Origin of the sequence: Hymenobacter puniceus (genome assembly GCF_014333525.1) — a bacterium.
In the GTDB taxonomy this organism is placed as follows: Bacteria; Bacteroidota; Bacteroidia; order Cytophagales; family Hymenobacteraceae; genus Hymenobacter.
Genome location: NZ_JACSCX010000003.1, coordinates 487,894 through 510,297 on the forward strand (window position 1 = coordinate 487,894; position 22,404 = coordinate 510,297).

Consider the following 22,404-nt stretch of genomic DNA (forward strand, 5'->3'; position numbering starts at 1 on the left):
TCTACACTGGTCAGGAAATCCGCCAGACAAACCTGTAGCCTACAGCGAGCCGCGCCGAATCGTGTAGAACGGGTTTTTCACCTTCACGCGCTGCTTTTCCAGCAATAGCTCGGCGGCGGTGCGGCCCATGGCCTCGAAGTCGGTGGTGATGACGGTGATGCCGAGCAGCTCCTTCAGAGTGCTGGAGTTGAAGGACAGAATTCCGATTTCGCGGCCCAGCAGGTAGTGCGTCTGGCGCACTTTCTTAATGAGCTCGGCCAGGTCTGTGGTTTCTACCACCACGTAGGCAGTGCCGGGCTCCATCACCTCGTTCATGGCGCTTTCCTTCACCGAAAACTCTTTGTTATAGTTGATGCAGAACGTGCGGAAGCCCCAGGCAATTTCCACCGGATAGTTGTTGCCGACGCTGGGCAGCACCAGCACCATGCGGTGATACTTTTCGAGCAGGTCATTGGTGCCTTCCAGCGCCGTGAAAATGTCTTTATCGAAATCCTGATACACGGTCAGCGGCTGCTGTTTCAGCTCGGGCAGCTCCTTGTCCAGCAGTACCAGCTCGTCGGTCGGAATGGCGTTCAGGATGCTCTTGTAGTCGGCTTTGTCCAGGTCCTGGGTGAAGTGGGGCATGACCACGTAGTAGTTGTACTTGCCCATGTTCTTCTCCATTATTTCCTGAAAAATGGAGGCGCTGTAATGATGAATCTGCAGGTCTACAGTGGCCCGTTCGCCCAACGCCTGCAGGAAGGCGTAATACACGATTTTTTTGTAGGAGCTGAGCTTGTTGAAGACCAGTAGAATCTTGATTTTGTTGTTGTCGGGGGCCTGCACGTAATATCCCTTGCCCTGCACCGACGTGCAGAAACCCCGTTCCCGCAGCTCCCGATACGCTTTTTCCACGGTGTCGCGGGCCAGGTAGTATTCGGCGCTCAGCTCGCTGATGCTGGGCAGCTGGTCGCCTTTGCGGAGCGTACCCCGCTCAATATCGGTGATGACGGACTGCACAATCTGCTTGTACTTCGGCGTTTTGTCGAACGGCTTGAACTGCAGCTTGTACATGGGTTGGGCGGACGGATAGAGGGTGGGCATAGCGCCGGCTGACCAGCGGGCTAGGTGGGAGGAATAGAGCAGATGCCGCCGATCCGGAAAGTAATGAAGCCGGGTGCGGCGTAGGTAGGAGCGAGGGACTACGCTGGTCACGGGATAAATTACAGCGCTTAGCCTGCAATCCGAAGTAAACGGCGGGTTTAATTGCGCAATCGTTACCGGGAACGTTGCCGAAAACTACCAGATCAGCTGGCTTTTCTGGAGTCGGGTAAAGGAGTCCGGTAAACATAAAAAGGCCAGCATAGCAGCTGGCCTTTTCACGTCCCTTTTCCTTGCAACCAATTAGCGCACGAAGGCTATGGCCACGCCGCCGTCCACGTTGAGCACGTTCCCGGTGCTCTTGCTCAGGCTGCCATCCACGAACACGCGTACGGCCTTGGCAATGTCTTCGGCCAGCAGCTCCTCACCCAGCAGGGTGCGCTTGGCATAGTGCTGCGGCAGCTCTTCCACCGAAATGCCGTAGGCCTTGGCCCGGCCGGCCGCCCAGTCGCCTTCCCAGATTTTGCTGCCGCGTAGCACGGCATCAGGGTTGACGGTGTTGACGCGGATTTTATCGGGGCCCAGCTCGGCGGCCAGCAAACGGCTCATGTGCAGCTGGGCCGCTTTGGCCGTACCGTAGGCCACGTTGTTAGGGCCGGCCACCAGGCCGTTTTTGCTGGCAATGTTCACGATGTCGCCGCCCAAGGCCTGCTGCCGCAGAATGCGCACGGCTTCTTGGCTGACAAGGAATTGGCCTTTCACGAGCACGTCGTTGAGGATGTCCCAATCGGCCTGGGTGGTGTCGGCCAGTGGCTTGCTGATGCTCAGGCCGGCGCAGTTCACGACGATATCCACGCCGCCGAACTGCAGCACGCTGGCCCGCAATGCCTCGGCAATGCTGTCGGCATCGGTTACGTTGATGGAAGCCGTCAGAGCGCTGTCTTTGCCGAATTGCTGGCGCAGCTCGGCCTGGGTTTCTTCCAGCCGGTCGCGGTCCACGGCCACCACGCAGGCGCCGGATTTCAGCAGCTCCTCGCAGATAGCCTTGCCAATGCCGCCGGTGCCGCCCGTCACGAAGGCCACCTTGCCCGATAGGGCTTTGGGCGGGGCCATGCGCTGCAGCTTGGCTTCTTCCAGCAGCCAGTATTCGATGTTGAAGGCTTCCTGCTCGGCCAGGCCCGTGTATTCGCTCACCGCCTCGGCGCCCTTCATGACGTTGATGGCGTTGGTGTAGAACTCGGCGGCTACGCGGGCCGTCTGCTTGTCTTTGGCGAAGGTGAACATGCCCACGCCGGGCCACAGAATCACCACCGGATTGGCGTCGCGCATGGCGGGCGAATTCGGGTGTTTGCTGCGGTCGTAATACGCTGCGTAGTCCTGGCGGTAGGCCGCAAATTGCTCTTGCAGGTATTCCTGCACGGCCGCTGCGGGCTGGTGCATGATGGCCTCATCAAGTACCAGCGGGCGGATTTTGGTGCGCAGGAAGTGGTCGGGGCAGCTAGTGCCTTTCTGCGCCAGCCGGGCCAGATCGTGCGAATTCACGAATTCCAACACGCGGGCATCGTCGGTGTAGTGGCCCAGCATGCGGCGGTGGCCCGAGGCCAGACCGCGCAGCACCGGCATCACGTCGGCAGCCATACGGCGGCGGGTGGCTTCGTCGGGGCTGGCGGAGAGCTTCATGCCGCCGAAAACCGGGGCTTTTTTGCCGTAGTTGGCTTCCAGATACGTGGCCGCCATTTCAATCACCTCCAGGGTGTTGATGTAGGACTCGTAGCTGGTGTCGCCCCAGGTAAACAGGCCGTGGCCGCCCAGAATCACGCCGCGCAGGCCAGGGTTGTCGGCCACAATTTTCTCCAGCTGCAAGCCCAGGTCGAAGCCGGGCTTCTGCCACGGCAGCCAGCCCATGGTGTCGCCCCAGATTTCCTGCATGATCTGCTCACCGTCTTTGCTGGCAGCAATGGCAATCAGAGCATCGGGGTGCAGGTGGTCGATGTGCTTAAAGGGCAGCAGGCCGTGCAGCGGCGTGTCGATGCTGGGGGCTGCGCACTTGGGGTCGAACAGGCAATGGTTGAACAGATCCACCATTTCGTCTTCGAATTCCAGGCCCCGGTAGCGGTTTTTCAGCTGGTGCAGCTTTTCTACATACAGGTTGGCGCAGCCGGCTTTGGTGAGCGTGCCAATGTCGCCGCCCGAGCCTTTCACCCACATAACTTCCACAGGCTGGCCCGTGACCGGGTCAATTTCTGTAATCTTGCACGACGTGTTGCCGCCGGCATAGTTGGTCAGGCGCAAGTCGGCGCCCAATAAATTGGAGCGGTACAGGAACAGCGCGACTTCGTCGTGGGCCAGTTCCAGGGCTTTGGCCTCGTCCCACAGATAACTGACGTGCTGAAAGGTTAAGGTTTTTTCCATTGGGAGGCTTCTATTTGGGTGCCGGAAACCGGATAAGGTGTTTTTCTTTACCAAAGGACGCTACCAACCCTTTGTCAAACCTCCTGCACTCTCCTGCTCCGTTGAGAAATAAAAAATGTGTTGCTGCTACCAGGTGATGACTCACTCACTGGTAGTATCCTGCTTTCAGGAGGGAGCAGGAGGGTTCTGGTTTGGAATCCCGGCAGATTTGAACAATTCAACCCACCAACCTACTTGCACATGAGTATTTTTCTTGGCGTATTACTGCACGCCCTCGGGGGCTTTGCCTCCGGGAGCTTTTATCTGCCTTATAAGAAGGTGAACGGCTGGGCCTGGGAAAGCTACTGGCTGGTAGGCGGACTGTTTTCGTGGTTGCTGGCGCCCATCCTGATCGGCTACCTGACCGTGCCCAACCTGTGGGGCGTGCTGGCCCAGGCCAAGATTGAAACCCTGGTTTGGACCTACATCTGGGGTATTTTGTGGGGTTTTGGCGGTCTTACGTTCGGGCTGGCCATGCGCTACCTGGGCCTCTCGCTGGGCATGGCCGTGACGCTGGGCTTGTGCGCCGTGTTCGGTACGCTGGTGCCGCCCATCTGGGAAGGCACGTTCGGGACGCTACTCAGCACCACGTCGGGGCAGGTAATACTACTGGGGCTGCTGGTGTGCGTGGTGGGCATTCTGATCTGTGGCCGCGCCGGCATCATGAAGGAGCGCAGCCAAACTACCGAGGAAAAGCAGGCCGGCGTGGCGGAATTCGACTTGCGCAAGGGCCTGATGGTGGCCGTTTTCTCGGGCGTGCTGAGCGCCTGCATGTCGTTTGGCCTGACGGCCGGGCAGCCCATTGCGGAGCTGGCCGCGCAAAGCGGAACCAACCCGCTGTATGTCAACAATGCCATTCTGGTGGTTATCCTGCTCGGGGGCCTCACCACCAATGCCTTCTGGACCATCTACCTCAACCTCAAAAACAAGACCTACACTGATTATACCCGCGTGTCGGCGCCCATTCTGCGCAACATCATTTTCTGCGCGCTGGCGGGCTTTACGTGGTATTTCCAGTTCTTTTTCTACGGCATGGGCGACAGCCAGATGGGCGAGTATCGCTTCTCGGGCTGGACGCTGCACATGGCCTTCATCATTGCGTTCAGCAGCATGTGGGGCTTATTGCTACACGAGTGGCGCGGTGCCAACCGCCCCACCATGCGCACCATCTCGCTGGGCATCCTGATTGTGGTGCTCTCTACGGTGGTAGTGGGCCTGGGTAACTACCTGGGCAGCTAAGCTTTTCACGTGCTTTTCCCGGCAACTCCCGCTACCGTGCATTCGGTGGCGGGAGTTGCTTTGCCAGGCTGACCCGAGGCAGAAAAACGGGTGCTGTCGGCTGCCGGAAACCCTGGCCGGAGCAGGTTCAATTAAATGTTGGAAAAATAATTTGTGAGTAATCACTCCGGGCGGTAGTCTACAGGACAGTTTGGGCTAGGAGAGGAAATAATTTAGCAACACTAAAGCACTCCCCTTTAGGCACACACCTCCAAAATCCTACCCTAATATCCCATGAAGAAAAGTTACATCCGTCGGCGGGGCCAGTTGGTAGCCTGCCTGCCGTTGCTGCTGCTAGCGGGGCCGGGAATTGCTACCGTGCAGGCTCGCCCTTCGCTCAGAGCCGTAGCTGAGGTGCCTCTCACCGGCAAAGTAACCTCCCCGAACGGCGAAGGCATTCCGGGCGTGACTGTAGTAGTGAAGGGTACCACCCGCGGCACTACCACGGCCGCCGACGGCAGCTTCACGCTCACGGCCCCCGAGAATACGGGTACGCTCGTGTTCAGCTTCATTGGCTACAGCACCCAGGAGCGCTCATTCTCTGGCGCTGAAACCTTCACCATCAAGCTGGCTGAGGATTCCAAGGCGCTGGATGAGGTGGTGGTGGTGGGCTACGGCACCCAGAAGCGCGCCGATGTAACGGGCGCCATTGCCACACTAGATGCCTCCAAGCTGGAAGAGCGGCCCATTCTGCGCGTCGATCAGGCGCTGGTGGGCACTTTGGCGGGTGTGAACGTGCAGCAGAACACCGGTCTGCCGGGCCGCGGCTTCAACGTGCAGGTGCGCGGCAACGGCTCCATCACGGCCAACAACCAGCCGCTGTACGTTATCGACGGATTCCCGCTGGAAGGCACCTCGCCCAACGGCAACGGCAACTACGCCACCGGCAGCCCCCTGGACAACATCAACCCCAACGACATTCAGTCGATTGAGGTACTGAAAGATGCGGCAGCTGCGGCCATCTACGGCTCGCGCGCTGCCAACGGCGTAGTGCTGGTGACCACCAAGCGCGGCAAAACCGGCAAGCCCCAGATCAACTTCAACGTGTATGGCGGCTACTCGCAGATGGCCAAAAAGCTAGACTTGCTCTCGGCGGAAGAGTGGGTAGAGCGGGCCACCGAAATCATCAACAACAACTGGGTCCGGTCGCAGCCAACCACGCCGGGTGCGCCCGTGCGCCTGGCCAGCCAGACCACGGCGCAGCGGCAGGCCATCCGGGGTATTACCACTATCGATCCGTCGCAGATGATTGACGAGCGGTGGCTGCAGCCCGGCCACCCCGGCCTCGACTATATCGACTGGCAGGACGAAATCTTCCGCACCGGCAAGGTGCAGAACTACCAGATTTCGGCCAGCGGCGCCACCAACAACGTCAACTACTACGTGTCGGGCAACTACACCGACCAGGAAGGCATTGTGATTGGGGTGGCGTACAAGCGCTACTCGGCCCGCGCCAACATGGAAGTAAAGGCCTCCGACAAGCTCAAGTTCGGCCTCAACATCAGCCCCAGCTACGCCGTGTCCAACGACCCCGGCGTGGAAGGCAAAGACAACCTGGCCCAGAAGTTCATTACGATGGTGCCAGTGGCCGAGTCGTCGGCGGGTGTGCTCACCAACTACGGCGACAACCCGGTGTATACCTGGGGCGGCAGCAGCATCAGCCCAGTAGGCGAGCTGCGCAACCGCCAGCAGCAAACCACCGTGTTCCGGACGCTGAGCACCATTTACGGCGACTACGAGGTGGTGCGCGACCTGCGCTTCCGCTCCACGCTCAACCTGGACAACACCGACTCGCGGGCCAAGAGCTACATTCCGAACTCCCGCCTGGTGGGCTCGGGCGCTACCGGCACGTTCAGCGGCTACCGCAAGCAGGCCTTCGTCAACGAGAATACGCTGTCGTATAACCGCATCATTGCCGCCAAGCACGACGTGTCGGCGCTGGCGGGCTACTCCTACAACTTCTTCAAGACGGAAACCGACCGGCTCCGGTCGTCGGGTGGCTTCACCAACAGCGCCGTCACCACGCTCAACGGCGCCACCAACATCACGGGCACCGCCGACAACGGCACCAGCGAAACCCAGAACGTGCTGCTGTCCTACTTCGGCCGCGTGCAGTACGCTTTCGATGGCAAGTACCTGGCCACGGCCAGCGTGCGCCGCGACGGTTCGTCGCGCTTCGGCGAGGCCCGGCGCTGGGGTGTTTTCCCGGCCGCTTCGGTGGGCTGGCGCATTTCGCAGGAAAACTTCATGAAGGCGCTACCCATCGTGAGCGACCTGAAAGTGCGCGGCAGCTTTGGCTTGTCGGGCAACAACGGTATCGGCGACTACAGCAGCATTGCCACGCTCGGCATCAACCCTTACACGTTTGGTGGGGTGGTGGCCTCGGGCCAGTCGCCTAACAAGGCGCCCAACGAGGAGCTGCGCTGGGAAAAGTCGCGAACCATCGACATCGGCCTGGATTTCGGCGTCATCGACAACCGCATTACGGGCTCGTTTGACTACTACACCAAAACCAGCAAAGACCTGCTGCTGAATGTGCCGCGCCCCAGCGCCTCCGGCTACTCGTCGCAGCTCGTGAACATCGGCGAAGTGCTCAACCAGGGCCTGGAGTTGGAGCTTCGCTCGCGCAACACCACCGGAGCCTTCCAGTGGGGTACCTCGCTGAACGTGAGCCACAACCGCAACGAGGTGGTGCACCTCGGCGAAGGCGACGCGACCATCGAAATTGCCTCGCCCTATGGCGCGTCGAGCACGCTGCTGATGGTGGGCAAGCCAATGTTCTCGTTCTATACCATCGAGCAGACCGGCATCCTCACCCAGAGCGACCTGGACAACGGCCAGGCCATCATCCAGGGCCAGACCATCGGCGACCCGCGCTACAACGATGCCAACGGTGACGGCGTCATCAACGAGAAAGACCGGGTGATTGTGGGCCAGCCCAACCCAAAGCTGACGGCCGGCATCACCAACACGTTCAGCTACAAAGGATTCGACCTGAGCGTGCTGGTGCAAGGCCAGCTGGGCGGCAGCCTCTACTCGCTGATCGGGCGGGCCATCGACAACACCAACATGGGCTACAACCAGAACGTGCTGGGGTTGCAGCGTGACCGGTGGCGCTCCGTGGAAGACCCGGGCGCCGGCGAGCGGGGCAAGGCCCAAGCCAACTTCTCGCCCCTCAAGAGCGACTCGTGGCTGTACTCAACCAACTACTACCGGGTGCGCAACATCACGCTGGGCTATAACCTGGGTGGCGTCCTGAGCAAGAAATACGCGCAGGCTGCCCGGATTTACGTGTCGGCGGAAAACTTCTTCGGCCACGATACCTATGTGGGCGGCTACAACGTGGACGCCACCAACTCCGACACCGGCGGCAGCGGCTTCTCGGTGGGTACCGACTACGGCGGACTGCCCCTGACCAAATCAATGACTGTGGGCCTCAACCTTACTTTCTAGCCGGCTGGCTGCTCTGATACCATGAAAAAGACCTTCCTCTCGCTGCTGGCTGCCAGTGTACTTGTGCTGAGCGCCTGCGAAAAAGACCTCGACCAGGCTCCGATTTCCAGCGGCTCGGTCCCGACTTTCTACCGCACGGCCGACGACTTCACGCAGGCCATCAACTCGGTGTACAGCAACCTGCGCGACTACCCCGACCGGCAGCTGACCATGTCGGAAACCCGCTCCGACAACATTTACGGCGTGAGCACCCAGGGCATCCGCACCTGGGAGCCCATCAACAACTTCTCTACTACCATTGCCTCCAACGAGTACCCGGCTGACACCTGGACCACCGACTACGTGGGCGTGTTCCGGGCCAACATCGTGCTCGACCAGCTCTCCAAGAATGGCACGGTCCTGACCGACACCGACCGCACCCGCATCGAGGGCGAGGCCAAGTTTCTGCGGGCCCTGTTTTACTTCGATTTGGTGCGCTACTTCGGGAAAGTGCCGCTGATTGACCGGCCGCTGGAGCCGCAGGAGGTGCTGAAGATTCCGCGCACGCCGGTGGCGGAGGTGTATAACCTGATTATTGCCGATTTGCAGGACGCCGCCACCAAGTTGCCCGACACCCATACTGCCGCTAACCTAGGTCGCGCCACCAACAACGCCGCCAAAAGCCTGCTGGCACTGGTGTACCTCACTCGCTCCGGCCCGACGTACGGCATCCAGGGCCCCGGCCTCGGCACCAGCGACTACGACGCGGCCATCACGCTGCTCGACCAAGTAATTGCCAGCGGCAAATACCAGCTCATCACGGCGGCTGGCACTGCGGCCAGCCCCTACGCCAACGTGTTTTCCTATACCAACGAAAACAACCGGGAAGTTATCTTCGATGTGCAGTACGTAAGCGGCGGCACCGGTATTGGCGGCTCATTTCCCTCGATTCTGCTCACCAACAACTACTTCCAGTCGATTGGGGCCGGCACCGGCTTCGGCACCGGCGACGAACTGCGCCCACCGTCTGACAACCTGGTAGCCAGCTACGCCACCGCCGATACCCGCAAGGCAGCTACGTTGCAGGTGGGCTTCACGACCACCACCACGCCGGTGGCCGTGGAAACCCGTCCAGCTTTCAAAAAATACGTGAACGGTGCACTGCGCGGCACATCCCGCACCGACTGGCCCATCAACTTCATTGTGATGCGCTACGCCGACGTGCTGCTGCTCAAGGCCGAAGCCCTCATTCGCAAAGGCGGTACTTCGGCCGTGGCCGACGGACTGGTGAAGCAGGTGCGCGACCGGGCCGGCCTGACGGCCTCGCCGCTGACCGGCGTGACGCTGGCGCAGTTGATGGAAGAGCGCCGCCGCGAGTTTGCCGGTGAGGGCCTGCGGTGGCACGATTTGGTCCGTTCGGGCCAGCTTGTGACTATTATGAACAACTGGGCCAGCACCGAGGACACCCGCAACCGGATCCGCAAGCCCATCGTGGCCAACGACATCCTGTATCCGGTACCGCAAAATGAGCTGGCGGCTTCGTCGTATCTCTACGAGCAAAACCCTGGCTACTAACCTGACCTCCAACTAACGGCCTCGGCCTGGGCGCTTTCGCACGGTTGCGGAGGGGTTCAGGCCGAATCTGTTACTGCGCCCCGCATGATTCTATCTGCTTCGTCTTTTCCTGCTGCTGTGCGATGCGTACGTCGGGCTTTGCTGCTCGGCGGCGTGGTGGCGGGCGGGCTGTGCCCTGAGCCCGTTCAGGCCCAGCAGGCCAACCCCGCCGCGCCGCTTTGGCACAACGAGGCCCGCACCCTGCGCTACCGCCCCGACGGCCCGGACTTCGTGATTCAGAATGGCAGCAAGCGGTTCACGCGCGCCCTGTATGGCACCAACACCGCCTTCCGCGTGGAAGCCGGCGACCTGCCGGAGTTTGCGCTCTACCTGCCCGGCATGGGCGGCAACCTGAAGTTCGGGCTGCTAGCCGGCGGGCACAGCAAGTGGCTGATCAAGGCTGAAAGCATTGAGGCCCGCTACCGGCCCGGCGCCATGCGCTACCGCCTTCAAGACCCGCTGCTAGGCGGCGGCACGCTGCACCTGGAGGTGCTGGCCATGGCCGATGCCGAGGGCGTGCTGGTGAAGGCGCAGTTCGAGAACGTGCCGGCCGGCCGTGTGCGGTTGCTGTGGGCGTTTGGCGGCGTCACGGGCCGCAAGTTCAGCCGCGACGGCGACATTGGGGCCGACCCCGAATCCAGCTTCTATCTAAAGCCGGAATACTGCCAGGGCAACACGTTTGCGTTGAAAAACAACAGCTTCGCGCTGGAATACGGCCTGCCTGGCAAAGCCAAGCCGGGCGAGTCTGCCCCAAAAGCTGAGCGCAAAACCCTGCTGGGCGTGGTGCCGGCAACGTCCGAGATGCACGTTGCCGATGCCACGCAGCAGGAGTCGCCGCAGCAGTTGTGGGCTTCCGGGGCCTCTGCCACGCCTGCCCTGGCCGGCGCCGTGAAGGCCAAAGCAGCAGAGACGCTGTACTTCGCGGTGCAAACACCCGGCAGTGGCGCCGCGTTGCGCACTGCCGACCTGCCGGCTGCCTGGGCGAAAGCCGAAGCTGCCCGGCAGGTGTTGGCCGGCCGCATTCAGGTAACCACGCCCGACCCCTATATCAACACGCTGGGCGGCGCGCTGGGCGTAGCTGCCGATGCCATCTGGGAAACTCCCACGTATCTGCACGGCTCGGTGGCCTGGCGCATGCGCCTCAACGGCTGGCGCGGCCCCTACGCCGCCGACGCCCTGGGCTGGCACGACCGGGCCCGTACGCACTTTCGGGCCTACGCCCAGTCGCAGCTGGCCAGCCCCGCTGTGGGCGTGCTGGCCATGGACACGGCCCTGAACCTGGCCCGCTCGCAGGAAATGCTGGGCACCAGTGTCTACAGCAGCGGCTACATCAGCCGCAACCCCGGCGGCGACTTCCGGCCCCACCACTACGACATGAACCTGGGCTACATCGACCAGCTGCTGCGCCACTTCCGCTGGACCGGCGACCTGGCGCTGGCCCGCGAGCTGTGGCCCGTGCTGACCCGCCACCTGGCCTGGGAGAAGCGCAACTTCGACGCCGACAACGACGGCCTCTACGACGCCTACGCCGCCATCTGGGCCTCCGACGCGCTGCAGTACAGCGGCGGGGCCGTCACGCACACCTCCGCCTACAACTACTGGGCAAACCGCGTGGCCGCCGAGCTGGCCGCCAAAATAGGGGAGAACCCAACCCCGTATCAGCAGGAAGCCAACAAAATAAAGGCGGCGCTGAATGCGCAGCTGTGGCTGCCGGCGCAGGGTTGGTACGCCGAATACCAGGACGCTCTGGGCCAGCGGCAGCGCCATCCCGCCGCTGGCCTCTGGACCGTCTACCACGCCCTCGACTCGGAAGTGGCCGACCCGTTCCAGGCCTACCAGGCGCTGCGCTACGTGGACAGCGAGATTCCGCACATTCCGGTGCGCGCCGCGGGCCTGCCCGATGACGGCTACTACCTGCTTTCGACCACCAACTGGCAGCCCTACGACTGGTCCATCAACAACGTGGCGCTGGCCGAGGTGCTGCACACCACCCTGGCCAACTGGCAGGCGGGTCGGGCCGAAGAGGCCTTTAAACTCTGGAAAAGCGCCTTGCTGGAAAGCATGTACCTGGGCAGCAGCCCCGGCAACTTCCAGCAGGTGTCGTTCTACGATGCCCACCGCGGCGAGCTGTACCGCGACTTTGCCGACCCCATCGGCATGGCGGCGCGCAGTCTGGTGGAGGGCTTGTTCGGGATTCAGCCCGATGCGCTGGCCGGCGTGCTGATGGTGCGGCCTGGCCTGCCCGCCGCCTGGCCCACCGCCGCCCTGACTACGCCCGACGTCACGTTCAACTTCCGCCGCGCTGGTCAGCAGGACACCTACACGCTCACGCCGCGCTTCGCCCAGCCGTTGCAGCTCCGGCTGCAGGTGCCGGCGCGGGCAGTGCAGGTGCAGTCCGTGACGGTGAACGGGCAGCCGGCCCAGTGGCGCAACCTGGATGCGGCGGTGGGTACGCCGGCCATTGAAATCAGCAGCGCCCCGCAGGCGAAATACGTGGTGGAAATCCGGTGGCAGGGCGATGCGCCGGACGTGGCCGCGCCGGCTGCCCGCTACGCGCCCGGCGAAGACTTTGCCGTGTATTTCCGCCATGCCACTATTAAGAATGTATCTGATCCTCAGCACGCCTTACTTAATGTAGCTCCGACGGCCTATAACGGACAGTGGTTGAAAGCCCAGGTGGCTGGCCTGCCCGGCAGCCGCACAGCCTTCGTGCAGCTCCGGCAAGGCGACCTGACGTGGTGGGCACCGATCCATCTGGAAGTGCAGCCCGCTGCTCCGGTCGCTGCAGTAGCCGCGTTGCCGGCCACCAAAAGCGAAACTGTGGACCTCACGGCCTACTTCAACGACAAGCTGACCAACATCTTCCAGCCTAACAAGTACCTGACGCCCCGGACGGCCGGCCCAACCTTGCAACTGCCCACTCAGGGCATCGGCAACTGGTGCTACCCGCTCATCCAGGCCGACATCAACGATGCGGGTTTGCGCCAAGCGGCGGGTTCCGACAACGAAATCCAGACCCCCTGGGGCGCGCCCTTCCGCACGCCTGGCGCGGCCGCCGCCCCCAACGTGCTGTTCGTATCGCGCTGGGACAACTACCCCGACGCCGCCACCGTGCCGCTCAAGGGCAAGGCGCGGCACGCCTACCTGTTGATGGCCGGCTCCACCAATCCCATGCAAAGCCAGCTCGATAACGGCGCCATCGTGGTGCAGTATACCGACGGTACGGCCGACACGCTGGCCTTGCGCAACCCCACCAACTGGTGGCCCATTGAGCAGGATTTGTTGGACGACGGGTTTGCCTTCAGCACCGGCGCGCCGAGGCCGTACCGGCTGTATCTGCAGTTGGGGCAGCTGAGCCGGGAGGCGCCGGAGAGCTACTCCAGTATCAAGGGTTTCAGCACCCGCGCCATTGCGGGCGGGGCCGCCACCATCCTCGACATGCCGCTAAACCCCAAAAAGAAACTCAAAAGTCTCACCGTGCAGTCCCTGGCCAACGACGTGGTCATTGGCCTGCTGAGCGTGACGCTGGTGCGCCAGTAAGCGGCCACCCGCCCGCTGGCAAAACGCGGCGCTTGGCGTCTGCGCACCCGCGCTGCCTGGGCTGGTAAGGCTACCAACATTCGCAATGCCGAGACGCCAGCTAGTGCGTCTCTACACCGTCCTCCTAAAGCCAGAATCACTTCTATGCTTTCCTTTCCTCGAATCCTTTCGTTGAGTATACTGCTGGCCGGGGCGCTGCCGCTGGCGGCGCAGTCGGGCGCGCCCATTAACCGCCAGGCGGTGGTGGAGCGCCACAAGGTGCGCCTGACTTCCACCGATTCGCTGTCGGCGCTGTCGGTGGGCAACGGGGCCTTTGCCTACACCGTGGATGTCACGGGCCTGCAGACGTTTCCGGCGCACTACGAGAAGGGCGTGCCGCTGGGCACCCAGTCGGAGTGGGGCTGGCACAGCTTTCCCAACCCAAAAGGCTACCAGTTCGAGCAAAGCTTGCGCGACTACGACCTGAACGGGCGCAAGATCAGCTACGCCGTGCAGCGCAAGGAGCCCGCCAATAAGGATGCCGTGGACTACCTGCGTGCCAACCCGCACCGGCTGCAGCTCGGCAACCTCGGCTTCGTACTCACCAAACGCAACGGCCAGCCCGCCACCATCCAGGATCTGCGCGACATCCAACAGGAGCTCAACCCCTGGACTGGTGAAATCAAGAGCCACTTCACCCTGGAAGGCACCGCCGTGGATGTGCTGACAGTGGGCCACCAGCAGCAGGACGTGGTGGCCGCGCGTGTCGAGTCGGAGTTGCTGAAAACCGGCCGCCTGCAGGTATTGCTGCGTCTGCCGTGGCCTACCGCCGGCTGGGCCGACATGGGCACCGACTACTCCCACGCCGACCAGCATAAGTCGACCCTTAGTGCCCAGACCAAGACCGGTGCGCTCGTCTCGCACCAGCTGGACTCCACCACCTATTACGTGGCCCTGAGCTGGGCGCCAGGCGCCACGCTGGCCGCCACCAAGCCCCACGAATTCGTGCTGACGCCCGGCAAGAAAAACAAGGTGCTGGAAGTCAGCGCCCGGTTCTCGTCGCGGCCTCAGGGCGCGGTGCCGACTTTCGCGGCCACCCGCCTCAACAGCCAGCAGCAGTGGGCGGCGTTCTGGAAAAGCGGCGGCGCCGTGGACTTCGGCGGTACCACCGACCCGCGCGCCAAGGAGCTGGAGCGCCGCGTGGTGCTCTCGCAATACCTCACCAAACTCTACAACGCCGGCTCGCAGCCACCCCAGGAAACCGGCCTGCTCACTAACAGCTGGTACGGCCGGCCGCACCTCGAAATGCACTGGTGGCACTCGGCGCACTTTGCGCTGTGGGGCCGCTCGCCGCTGCTGGAAAAAAGCCTGGTGTGGTACGCCCGCCCCGACGTGCGCGCCGAGGCTCGCAAGATTGCCCAGCGCCAGGGCTACGAGGGTGTCCGCTGGCAGAAAATGACCGACCCCTGGGGCCAGGAAGGGCCGTCGTCGGTGGGCGCGTTCCTGATCTGGCAGCAGCCCCACATGATTTACTTTGCCGAGGAAGCCTACCGCGCCCACCCCGACAAGGCCACGCTGACTTTGTACCAGGACCGGGTGGCCGCCACCGCCGACTTCATGGCGTCCTTCCCGTTTTATGAACAGGACAAGGGCCGCTACATATTGGGGCCGGGCGTGATTCCGGCGCAGGAGCGGTTCAAGGCCGAGCAGACCTTCAACCCCACCTTCGAGCTGGTGTACTGGCACTGGGCCCTGACCACCGCTCAGCAGTGGCGCGTCCGCCAGGGCTTGCCCCACAGCGCCAAGTACGACGACGTGCTGGCCAAGCTCTCCAAGCTGCCGCAGGCCGGTGGCGTGTACCTGGCCGCGGAGTCGGCTTCCGACTCCTACACCAACCCCGAGTTCAAGACCGACCACCCCTCGGTGCTGGCGGCGCTGGGCGTGATGCCCGCCACCGGCCAGCAGGATGCGGCCACCATGCGCCGCACGTTTGATCTGGTGTGGAAAGGCTGGAGCTGGGACAAAACCTGGGGCTGGGACTTCCCGATGACCTCCATGACGGCCACCCGCTTGGGCCTCCCCGACAAAGCCGTGGACGCCCTGCTGATGCCCGTGCGCACCAACACCTACCTGCCCAACGGCCACAACTACCAGGAAGGCCGGCTGCCCGTGTACCTGCCCGGCAACGGGGGGCTGCTGGCGGCCGTGGCCCTCATGTGCGCCGGCTACGACGGCGCGCCATCCCCCAACCCCGGCATCCCGAAGGGCTGGCAGGTGAAGTGGGAGGGACTGAGCAAGATGCCGTAACGGAACCCGAAGATTAGAACCTAAGAAGCTGTTTCCTAACTCACAGAAGTTGGAACCGGCCACCCAAATCAACATACGTTGCTTCTCATGCTGAAATACCTGTTGCCTGTTGCGTTGCTGAGTTTTTCCGGCGCTTATGCTCAGTCCTTCGTGCCTAATCTGCCGCCGGTTCGTGCCACCAGTTTTCCCCGGGACACTGTGCGCATCACCCAGTTTGGGGCCGTGGCCGATGGCCTTACTGCCAACACCAAGGCATTCACCGACGCCATCGACGCCTGCAGCCGCAAGGGCGGGGGTGTGGTGCTGGTGCCGCGCGGCCACTGGCGCACCGGTCCGCTCACCATGCGCTCCAACGTAAACCTGCACCTGGCGGCGGGCTCCTTCGTGCAGTTCAGCAACAAGCGCGCCGATTATCAGCTGATCAAAACCAACTGGGAGGGCCTCGACGCCGTGCGCAACCAGCCGCTCATCTACGGCCAGAACCTGGAGAACGTGGCCATCACCGGCCACGGCATCCTCGACGGGGCCGGCGAGGCGTGGTGGATGGTGCAGAAAGGCCGCACGCCCGAGGGCGAGTGGAAGAAGCTGGTGGCCTCCGGTGGCTTCCTCAACGAAAAGCAGGACCGTTGGTATCCATCGGCGCAAAGCCTGAAGGGGACCACCGTGAAGGAAGCTGGCGTGCTGACGCCCGAGAAGCCGAACGTGCAGGACTTCGCCGACCTGAAAGACTACCTGCGGCCCGACTTTCTGGTGCTTGACAATTGCAAACGGTTGCTGCTGGAAGGCGTGACGTTCCAGAACTCGCCGGCCTGGACGGTGCACCCCATGCGCAGCCAGGACGTGACCGTGCGCAGCCTGACTGTACGCAACGGCCCCTACACTCCCAACACCGACGCCCTGGACCTGGAATCCATCAACCGCGCCCTCGTGGAGAACTGCACCTTCGACGTGGGCGACGACGCCATCTGCATCAAGAGCGGCCGCAACGAGCAGGGCCGGGCGCGGGCCATGCCCACCGAAAATGTACTGATCCGAAACTGCACCGTGTACCGGGCGCACGGCGGCTTCGTCATCGGCTCTGAAATGTCGGGCGGGGCGCGCAACATCTACGCCCAGAACCTCACCTTCCTCGGCACCGACATTGGTATCCGGTTCAAGACCACGCGCGGCCGGGGCGGGGTGGTGGAGAACATCTTTATTGAGAACGTGGACATGAAGGACATTGGGGGCGAAGCCATCTTGTTTGACATGTACTACATGATCAAGGACCCGTCGCCGCAGGTGGCGGGTTCCAAGGAGCGGCCCGTGTCGCCGGCCAAGCCCGTGGATGAGAGTACGCCGCAGTTCCGCAAGATTGCCATCCGCAACGTCACCTGCAACGGCGCCAAAACCGCCATCCTGGTGCGCGGCCTGCCCGAAATGGCCATCAAGGATATCAGCATCGAAAACGCCGTGCTGCAAGCCGAAAAGGGCCTGGTGTGCATCGAGGCCGACAACATCCAGCTGAAAAACGTGACGCTGCTGCCTACCAGCACCGACCCGGTGCTGGAAGTGCACAACAGCCGCAACATCACCCTCGACGGCATCAAGTACCCGGTTGGCACGGCCACGCTGCTGCGCGTGTCGGGCGCCGAAAAGGCCAAAAACGTGCGCCTGCTCAACACCGACCCCGCCCAGGCCAGGCAGCCGCTGGAGCTGGGCGAAAAGGTGTCGAAGAAGGTCGTCACGGTGGCCAAGAAATAGGTTCCACCTGTCTGGCTGTCCTACCGCCTGGTTCTCCCTCTCTTTCCCTGCCCTATGATTTTTCGCCTGTTTGTTCTGCTGTTCCTCTTGGTGGCCACCGCGGCCCCGGCCCAGCAAAAGCCCAAAGCCTCGGCGCCGCTGGTCCGCCAGATGGCCGACTCCTTCATGCGCCGCTACCCCGACTCGCTGGGATTGGCCGACAACAAGGCGGCCCGCTGGGGCTACGAGCAGGGGCTGATGCTCAAGGCTATCGAGCGGGTGTGGCAGCAAACCGGCGAGCGGAAATACCTGGACTATATGGTGCGGATTCTGGACTACTCCATCGGGCCCGACGGCGCCATCCAGCGCTACAAATACGAGGACTTCAACCTGGACAACATTAACACCGGCCGCGCCTTGCTCACGCTCAGCCAGCAGCCCGGGCTGGCGCCCGACAAGTACCGCCTGGCCGCCCAACGCCTGCACCAGCAGCTGGCGGCGCAGCCCCGCACCAAGGAGGGTGGCTACTGGCACAAGAAGCGCTACCCGCACCAGATCTGGCTTGATGGCCTGTACATGGCCGAGCCCTTCGCGGCCGAATACGCCAAGGTGTTCAACCAACCCGCCGACTTCGACCACGTGGCGCTGCAGTTTGCGCAGGTGGAAAAGCACCTCGTGGATTCTAAAACCGGCCTGCTCTACCACGGCTACGACGAAAGCCGGGAGCAGCGCTGGGCCAACAAGACCACCGGCCTCTCGCCCAACTTCTGGGGGCGCGGCATGGGCTGGTACGCCATGGCCCTCGTGGACGTGCTCGACTACTTCCCCCAGGACCATCCCGAGCGCGCCAAGCTGGTGCAATACCTGCAGCGCCTCGCGCCGGTGCTGGCCCGCTACCAGGACCCCAAAACCGGCGGCTGGTGGCAGGTATCCGACCAGGCGGGCCGCGCCGGCAACTACATCGAAACCTCGGCCTCGTGCATGTTTGTGTACGCCCTGGCCAAAGGCAGCCGCCTCGGCTACCTCGACAAGAAGTACAACAAAGTGGCCCGCAAAGGCTACGAGGGCATCGTGCGGCAGTTTGTAGTGCAGGAGCCAACCGGCCTGCTGACTCTCAACGGCACCGTGAGCGTCGGCGGCCTCGGCGGCTCGCCCTACCGCGACGGCAGCTACGAGTACTACCTCTCCGAGCCACTCCAGCAGAACGATTTCAAGGGCGTGGGCCCTTTCATCATGGCCGGCGTGGAGATGGAAATGAGCAAGTAAGCCGGGGCCACCTGAGAGGAGGCCATACTGGTAATCAGACCGTCATGCTGAGCCTGCCGAAGCATCTCTCCCGCTTCGTTTGATTACCATTCAGGCAAAGCGGGAGAGATGCTTCGGCAAGCTCAGCATGACGTTTTACAGTATTCAATATTTACTCTCCGCCGGCCCTAAAACAGGTCGTCCTTGGCGGGGGCGGTGTAGGGCTGGGGCTGACGGTCGGTTTTGGGGAGGCCGAAGTAGAAGAACAGGGTGCGCTGGCGGGTGCCGCGCAGGTGGTTCAGCTCGCTGGCCGGGCCCAGGTTGGCGGTGTTGGCGTCGATGTTGAGCGCCAGCTTGGTGCCCAGCGGCGGAATGGCGTCCAGAAACGACAGGTTGCCGACGGGTAGGACGGGGGAGGGCTGCACGCCCGACAGGCCGTAGAAGTCGAACAGGCGCACGTAGAGGCCGGGGTCGGGGCTGGCCACCAGGAACTTGCCTTCTACAGTGTTCATTTCCAGCCAGGCAATGTCGGCGAAGTAGCCCTTGAATTCCGGGTAAATCCAGGGGGCGGCGCCGGTCTGGGTGTTGTTGTAGGCGTTTTCCCACACGTTGTCGGCCACGCCCAGCAGGCGGTTTTTCCACACCCGGTACGGCCCCTTGCCCAGCCACTTCGCCCCGATGACGTAGTTTTCAGGATAGGTGAAGCTCAGGCCGGCAAAGGCATAGTCGGTGGGCGGCAGCGCGTACTCGTAGGTGAGCTGCAGCCAGCCCGAGGCATACATCTTCCAGCGCACCGTTTTCAGGTCGCCGGAGTAGCGCGCCTCCACCACTTCACCGTCGGCCTCGGTGTGGTGCTGCAGGCCCAGGAAGGCAGCCGCGCCACTCACCAGCACCGGGCCGTTGCCGAAGGAAAGCTTGTCGCCATTGTTGCCCCTGATGCCGGTGAGCTGGCCGGTGGTTTTGCTGAAGCCCACGCTGATATTGCCGGCCTTCAGCGTTAGCAGCGAATCGGTATCGGTGGCGGCTACGGCGCCGGGCGCGGTCAGGTCCAATAAGCCGGCCAACACCTTAGCGTTGCCGCCGGTTTTCCAGGTCCATTTGTACACTAGGTTCTTCTGCGCATCAAAAGCCGACAGCACCAACGCGTCGTACTGCTGCCAGTTTTTGGGCAACCCCAGCTGCAAGCGCCCGGTGCCTAGCGGCTTCACATCAGGACTTTTGAGGCGGTTTTTCTGCTGCGTTATCGCGCCCGGAAAGGCGTCGGTGGGCGAGCGGAAGTTCACTAGCTCCCACTGGAAAAAGCACTGGTTGAGGTTGGTGAAGTGGTAGCGGTTTTCCACCGGCAGCGTGCCGTTGAACTTGGCCGGCAGCTCCGGCAGCGCAATGCGGATGGGCGAAAAGATTTCCCGGATGGCGTAGAAGCTGCCTTCCTTTTCGCGGTGCGGGCCCACCACGCCGTCGGGCGCATTCACCCCGTTTACGTCGATGATGTTGCGCTGATCGGTACGCACCACACCCTCGTCCAGCAAAGCCCACAGAAAGCCGCCGCCGCTGCGTTTGGCGTTCCAGTGCAGCTCCCAGAAGTCGGCCAGGCCGGTGCCGCCGCCGCCGTCGTCCTGGCAGTGCAGAAACTCGGTGGGCATGTAAATCAGGGAGTCGGCCAGGAGCTGACGGGTGCTGTAGTAGTTCTCGTAGTGGTTGCCGTCGATGCCGTTGTGGGCGTTGCCGGGCCGGTGGTGGGCGTGGATGACGGGCCGGTTACTAAGGTCGTAACGGCCAAAATCGTCGTCGAGCTCCTTGTTGGTACCGCCCTCGTTGCCGTTGCTCCAGAACAGGATGCTGGGGTGGTTGGCGTCGCGCTGCACCATTTCGCGCACCAGCTTGGCGCCGGCCGCGGTGCTGTAGGCTTTCTGCCAGCCGGCTAGCTCATCCAGTACATAGAGGCCCAGCGAGTCACAGAGGTCCAGGAACTTCGCGTCGGGCGGGTAGTGGGCCATGCGCACGGCGTTCAGGTTCATTTCTTTGAGCAGCTTCACGTCGAGCAGCTGGATGGAGTCGTTGAGCGTGCGGCCGGATTCGGGCCACCAGCTGTGCCGGTTGATGCCCTTCATCTTCACCTGCGTGCCGTTCACAAAAATGCCCTGCCTGCGCCGCACCTCAATGGTGCGAAACCCAAACCGGCTGGTGGTTTCGTGCAGCGTGGTGCCGCCCGCCCGCAAGCTGGTGCGCACCCGGTAGAGGTAGGGCGTTTCGGCGGTCCAGCGCCGCGGCTGGCGCACCTGCGTGCGCACCATCACGACGGTATCCTGTGGGTTGGCCGCGGCCTGCGCCGTGCCCATCACCTGGCCCGCAGCATCCAGAATTTCGGCCTGCACCTGCGCCCCGGCCGGTGCGTTGCGCACAAACACGTTCATGCTGAACGCGCCACTAGCCTGCGCATTGATGGCGGTGCGTGCAATAAACTGCCTCGGGTACGCGGCCAGGTACACCGGCCGGAAAATGCCCCCGAACACCCAGTAGTCGGCCAGCCGCTCGGCGTTGTTCACGGTTTTGTCGGCCGACATCTTGCTCACCGTCACTTCCAGCAGATTGGGCCGGCCGGGTTGGAGCTTGTCGGTGATGTCGTGTTGGAACTCATAGAACGCGCCCTGGTGCACCGGCCCCGCTGCCTGCCCGTTGATTTTTACCTCGGTATCCGTCATCGAGCCCTCAAACACGATAAACACCTGCTTATCCTGCCACGCGGCGGGCACCTGAAACGAGTGCCGGTAGCGGCCCTGCTCGTCGGCGAAGCGGAAGTTCTTGCCGTAGGTTTTGTAGTCGCGGCCGTAGTTGTAGCTCCCGAAACCCATCTGTTCCCAGCACGAAGGCACCGCAATTTTGGTCCAGAAGCCGCTTTGACGCCCCCCGGTGCAGAAGAAGTCCCACTGCACGGTCGGGTGGTTGTCGCGCCCCGAGAGGTACTGCACCTGCGTTTGCGGCGCCGGCTGGGCCACGGCTGGGGTGGGTGGCAGGAAAGCTAGCCAAAGGAACAGTAGCAGAACGAGGGAAGCAGGAAGGCGCATGGCAGGCGGAAGGCAGGGAGACGATGTAACCTAGCTATCCGGCGCGTGGTTGCCCCCCTGTAGTATCCTGTATGCCAATTTGCTGCAGCCTTATGATCAGAGGATCAGGGCTTTTGTATGAAGTAAAATAGGTTTCGCTCCAATTCAAACGCTGTTTTCTGCAGGCGTCTTCGAGCTATTATGTACGGAATGCCTACCACCAAAAGCCCCTGGAATAACAGCATGGCCATTGTAATCAGCGCGTCAGCTAAGGTGGTGCTTTCATCCCGCACCAGCAGTGATACAAAAGCAAAAAGCACGAAAGCCAGATAGAAAAAAGCAGGAAATAGAAGCATACCGGAGGCCCCGTTCAACTCACCCTCCAGGCGTGTGCCCGCTTGGATTGACAGCACGGCACCTTCAAAAGCGGGAAAAAAGAGGTGGTTGCCATCGGGGAGCGGCTTTAGCCGCACATAGTTGGCCTGCACTATCCCGTTGTAGGGTGCAATAGTGGGAGAAAAGAGGCGGCCCAGCCGGCCGAATGGATTCAGGTTAGGAGGCGCCACGTGAGGCTGTAGCCGCAACACAAACTGGGCTGCATCAACCGGAAATTCCAGCGCAAACGGCGTAATCAGCCAGACCCAGCGAAATAGTTCTTTCATTGGAATAAAGTCGTTAGCCAGCTCGGCCAACCGTGGCTGGCTACAGGTAA

Annotated in this window: 11 protein-coding genes; 7 read left to right on the plus strand and 4 right to left on the minus strand. The window is 62.5% G+C overall.

What is annotated here, in order from left to right; all coding sequences use genetic code 11:
* Positions 1-39 precede the first annotated feature (39 nt).
* Both H8B14_RS10760 and H8B14_RS10765 read right to left on the minus strand, forming a co-directional pair.
* Positions 40-1,083 carry a GntR family transcriptional regulator gene (locus H8B14_RS10760; protein WP_260625883.1) on the minus strand — a complete coding sequence of 348 codons (1,044 nt, stop codon included), beginning with the start codon at positions 1,081-1,083 and terminating at the stop codon, positions 40-42.
* 300 nt (positions 1,084-1,383) lie between these two features.
* Positions 1,384-3,492, minus strand: coding sequence for a bifunctional aldolase/short-chain dehydrogenase (locus H8B14_RS10765; protein WP_187315640.1), 2,109 nt, complete (start codon positions 3,490-3,492; stop codon positions 1,384-1,386).
* A 240-nt stretch (positions 3,493-3,732) separates the two neighbouring features.
* Here H8B14_RS10765 and rhaT point away from each other — a divergent pair, with 240 nt between their 5' ends.
* From rhaT to H8B14_RS10800, 7 genes are all read left to right on the plus strand, one after another.
* The gene (rhaT, locus tag H8B14_RS10770; RefSeq protein ID WP_187315641.1) at positions 3,733-4,770 is read left to right on the plus strand and encodes an L-rhamnose/proton symporter RhaT; all 1,038 of its coding nucleotides are present in this window, start codon (positions 3,733-3,735) and stop codon (positions 4,768-4,770) included.
* 273 nt (positions 4,771-5,043) lie between these two features.
* On the plus strand, positions 5,044-8,262 hold the full coding sequence (locus H8B14_RS10775; protein WP_187315642.1) for a SusC/RagA family TonB-linked outer membrane protein: 3,219 nt from the start codon (positions 5,044-5,046) through the stop codon (positions 8,260-8,262).
* Between the two features lie 21 nt (positions 8,263-8,283).
* Positions 8,284-9,816: a RagB/SusD family nutrient uptake outer membrane protein gene (locus tag H8B14_RS10780; RefSeq protein WP_187315643.1), complete on the plus strand. Its 1,533-nt coding sequence runs from the start codon at positions 8,284-8,286 to the stop codon at positions 9,814-9,816.
* 84 nt (positions 9,817-9,900) lie between these two features.
* Entirely contained in the window at positions 9,901-13,395 is a 3,495-nt protein-coding gene (locus H8B14_RS10785) for a DUF4450 domain-containing protein (protein WP_187315644.1), read from the plus strand.
* 144 nt (positions 13,396-13,539) lie between these two features.
* On the plus strand, positions 13,540-15,681 hold the full coding sequence (locus H8B14_RS10790; RefSeq protein ID WP_222840583.1) for a hypothetical protein: 2,142 nt from the start codon (positions 13,540-13,542) through the stop codon (positions 15,679-15,681).
* Positions 15,682-15,768: 87 nt separating this feature from the next.
* Positions 15,769-17,424 carry a glycoside hydrolase family 28 protein gene (locus H8B14_RS10795; protein WP_187315645.1) on the plus strand — a complete coding sequence of 552 codons (1,656 nt, stop codon included), beginning with the start codon at positions 15,769-15,771 and terminating at the stop codon, positions 17,422-17,424.
* Positions 17,425-17,478: 54 nt separating this feature from the next.
* Positions 17,479-18,669: a glycoside hydrolase family 88/105 protein gene (locus H8B14_RS10800; RefSeq protein ID WP_187315646.1), complete on the plus strand. Its 1,191-nt coding sequence runs from the start codon at positions 17,479-17,481 to the stop codon at positions 18,667-18,669.
* A 167-nt stretch (positions 18,670-18,836) separates the two neighbouring features.
* Here the strand turns inward: H8B14_RS10800 and H8B14_RS10805 are convergent, their stop codons facing one another.
* Together H8B14_RS10805 and H8B14_RS10810 are read right to left on the minus strand one after the other, a co-directional pair.
* Entirely contained in the window at positions 18,837-21,713 is a 2,877-nt protein-coding gene (locus H8B14_RS10805) for a glycoside hydrolase family 2 protein (RefSeq protein WP_187315647.1), read from the minus strand.
* 104 nt (positions 21,714-21,817) lie between these two features.
* Positions 21,818-22,354 carry a hypothetical protein gene (locus H8B14_RS10810; protein ID WP_187315648.1) on the minus strand — a complete coding sequence of 179 codons (537 nt, stop codon included), beginning with the start codon at positions 22,352-22,354 and terminating at the stop codon, positions 21,818-21,820.
* Positions 22,355-22,404: the final 50 nt, after the last annotated feature.